Origin of the sequence: Falcatimonas sp. MSJ-15, from assembly GCF_018918265.1 — a bacterium.
Lineage (GTDB): Bacteria > Bacillota > Clostridia > Lachnospirales > Lachnospiraceae > Falcatimonas.
In genome coordinates, this window is the sequence record NZ_JAHLQC010000046.1 from 1 (window position 1) to 2588 (window position 2588).

Consider the following 2588-nt stretch of genomic DNA (forward strand, 5'->3'; position numbering starts at 1 on the left):
AGAATAGATTATGTTATTAATTTTTTTCACAAATTAATTATAACATAAAGAAAGACCTTGAGTTTATTATAAACTCTTGGTCTTTCTTTTTTTCGGGACTATTCTTTTTTCACAGCCCCAACAACTTAACTAAATTCAGCTTTATTCCTCTTCAAAAAATCCATATCATTTCCATATTTCAAAGCAAAATCAACATCATTTTCCATAAAAAGTTCATAATCATTCTGACTAATTTTTGAGGGTCTTATTCTTTCATAAATTGTCAGATTCCATGGATGTTTACACTTTTTACATCTGTATATAAGCCATACATCAACCCGATTACCATTCGCATTGACTCTGAACTTCCCAGAATTAACAAACTCCTGTTTCTTACCACATCCCCCACAGCGATGATATACTTTTATCGAATCCAATCTCATTGAACAAACGCCTCCATCTCGGAAGTTGTTCTTATGATTCTTTGTATACTCTTTTCAGTTAGGGAATATGTAGTTGCAAGTGTTTTTATCGAAACTCCATTTTTATGCTTTATACATATTTCTTGGTTTCGCCTTTTGTAATACTGCTTTGTTTTAGTCTGGCTTCCCCAGACTTTTTTCTCTTTGCATGGAATATATATACTTTTTCCGCTAACATACTGCTGAATAGTTTCTATTAATTCTTTTGGCAGAACATCTTCTGCACTGATATAGCTCATATTAATCCTCCTATTATTATGTGGGGATTCATCCGAGCTTAACTATTCATTTTACTTTAAGCTCAGACTACTGAGCAATAACATATCTTTTGCGCATAAAATTTTTCTTCTCCTTTCAAAACTTCTATTTTTATAATAAGCGTGTCAAAGTTTAATTGCAACCTCATTCTTTTTTATAAACAAACATGTTCTATGGAAACTTCAAGTTTTCGTTCTCTGTTTTATCACGCATGCGTATAATATTCCACTCATATTTTATGTATTATTATAGGGTTGTCTATGGCAAGAGCATTCAATGCACATTCAGAACCGGGGGGTGTTTTTAAATTCTTTTCTGCCTTCCAGGACCCCAGCTTTTCCAATCGGCAATGCTGTTACACAAACACTTGCATATCAAATCCATATTCACTTTTCGCCCACCCGCAAACATCGTAAAAAGAAGAAAACTCCATCATTTCAAAACCCTTACAGCAAAACAATAATACTTTCATATACATTCTACCCCTCTGATAAATTTTTCTATCATTCTATTGACTTCATCAGGCTGATCCGTATTGGAATTATGACCAGCATTCTTTATCCACTTAAGCGGTAAACCTTCTCTCTGATGCCATTTTTTATTGTAGCTTTTTGCTGAACCCGCTTTATCTTTTTCGCCACAGATAAGAAGTCCCGGCAAAAATACTAACGTAATTTTCTGCTTGTCTACTATATTTACAAAATAATGGATGCAGCCACTGGATGTCTTATAACTGTTTTCTGTCATTTTCCTTCCCCTTTCCATAAACCATTTTCCAATGATTTATCATTTCCAGATACTCCTGCTCAAAAGTAGTTACATCATAATTTCCTGTTCTGTACCAGTACTTTAGCATCCCGTCTGAAGCATACAGAATTTCTTTATATATACGAGCAAACTCTATATCCTTGCGGATGAAATCAAGATTCAAAATTGACAGAAGCATTTCCAATGTCGTATGGGTAGCATCCTGTACATCCTGTTGAATTATTGATTGAATATCCGGCTCTGTTTCAAAGTATGAATTAATGGAAAACAGAGATAAAAATGTATATTTTCGGGTTAAATCTGCTGCATAATTCCATAGAAAAAGATACAACTCCCGTTTGTTATGAAAATAATGAACCAAAAGTGATTTGGATATTCCGGCTTCTGTCGCAATTTCTGAGGTTGGTGTCTTTTTATATTGATTCGTTGCAAATACTTTGTATGCAGCATTTAATATTTGAGATTGTTTTTCTACAGGCAATGCATAAAATTTTTCATTCATAAGCTACCTCCATTGACCGATTCGGTTAATGCGAGTATATACCCATTGACCGATTAATGGAAGACCTGATTTGACATAATAAGACTTACAAGTGTGATTCCATAACGATTTACAAATGTCACTTTTTTGTGTTCTACTTTTTCACTCTGTGGAAAAGTTTTATCCCATTCAGATACCAGCTTTAATTCTTCTGTTTTTAACATATTTATCATCCTCCATATGCAAAATTTTTTGTAATTACATTAACAATAGTATATGATATAAATATCATACAACCTAGAGTTAACTTTAGGTCAAGCATGTTTTTGAAGGAAGTTTTTTTATGTATACAATCAGCTAGGATTCTGCAATATTTGGTCATCATTCGAGTTTCGTTAACTACCCAACACCTAAAGGTAATGGGTTTTACGCTCTAGCTTATAAAATCATAAAAAATGCCACCACCGGAAATATTACCAGATTTAAATCCACTGTGGATGGCCTAAAGAGAATTCATTTTAAACTTGGCACAACACTTAACTTAACATTTCACCTATAATTTTTTCTGCTTCAGAATATATCTCAAGATTCTTATACTTGCCACACAAACTCTTTTTTAT

At 33.1% G+C, this 2588-nt stretch carries 4 protein-coding genes and 1 pseudogene; all 5 read right to left on the reverse strand.

Annotated elements, in window-relative coordinates; translation table 11 throughout:
- Positions 1-125: 125 nt before the first annotated feature.
- Positions 126-422, reverse strand: coding sequence for a DUF1062 domain-containing protein (locus KQI85_RS16185; RefSeq protein WP_216577057.1), 297 nt, complete (start codon positions 420-422; stop codon positions 126-128).
- Positions 419-700 carry a CD3324 family protein gene (locus KQI85_RS16190; protein WP_216577058.1) on the reverse strand — a complete coding sequence of 94 codons (282 nt, stop codon included), beginning with the start codon at positions 698-700 and terminating at the stop codon, positions 419-421. Before KQI85_RS16190 ends, KQI85_RS16185 begins: the two co-directional genes overlap by 4 nt.
- Before the next feature lie 487 nt (positions 701-1187).
- On the reverse strand, positions 1188-1466 hold the full coding sequence (locus tag KQI85_RS16195) for an alpha/beta fold hydrolase (RefSeq protein WP_253293943.1): 279 nt from the start codon (positions 1464-1466) through the stop codon (positions 1188-1190).
- Complete coding sequence (locus KQI85_RS16760) at positions 1447-1989, reverse strand: TetR/AcrR family transcriptional regulator (protein ID WP_253293944.1); 543 nt, start codon at positions 1987-1989, stop codon at positions 1447-1449. Before KQI85_RS16760 ends, KQI85_RS16195 begins: the two co-directional genes overlap by 20 nt.
- Before the next feature lie 83 nt (positions 1990-2072).
- Positions 2073-2192: pseudogene (locus tag KQI85_RS16205) on the reverse strand (alpha/beta hydrolase); the annotation flags it as partial.
- Positions 2193-2588: the final 396 nt, after the last annotated feature.

Coding starts and splice junctions, on each gene's coding strand:
- KQI85_RS16185 (WP_216577057.1), bottom strand. CDS start 422: ATGAGATTGGATTCGATAAAAGTATATCATCGCTGTGGGGGATGTGGT.
- KQI85_RS16190 (WP_216577058.1), bottom strand. CDS start 700: ATGAGCTATATCAGTGCAGAAGATGTTCTGCCAAAAGAATTAATAGAA.
- KQI85_RS16760 (WP_253293944.1), bottom strand. CDS start 1,989: ATGAATGAAAAATTTTATGCATTGCCTGTAGAAAAACAATCTCAAATA.
- KQI85_RS16195 (WP_253293943.1), bottom strand. CDS start 1,466: ATGACAGAAAACAGTTATAAGACATCCAGTGGCTGCATCCATTATTTT.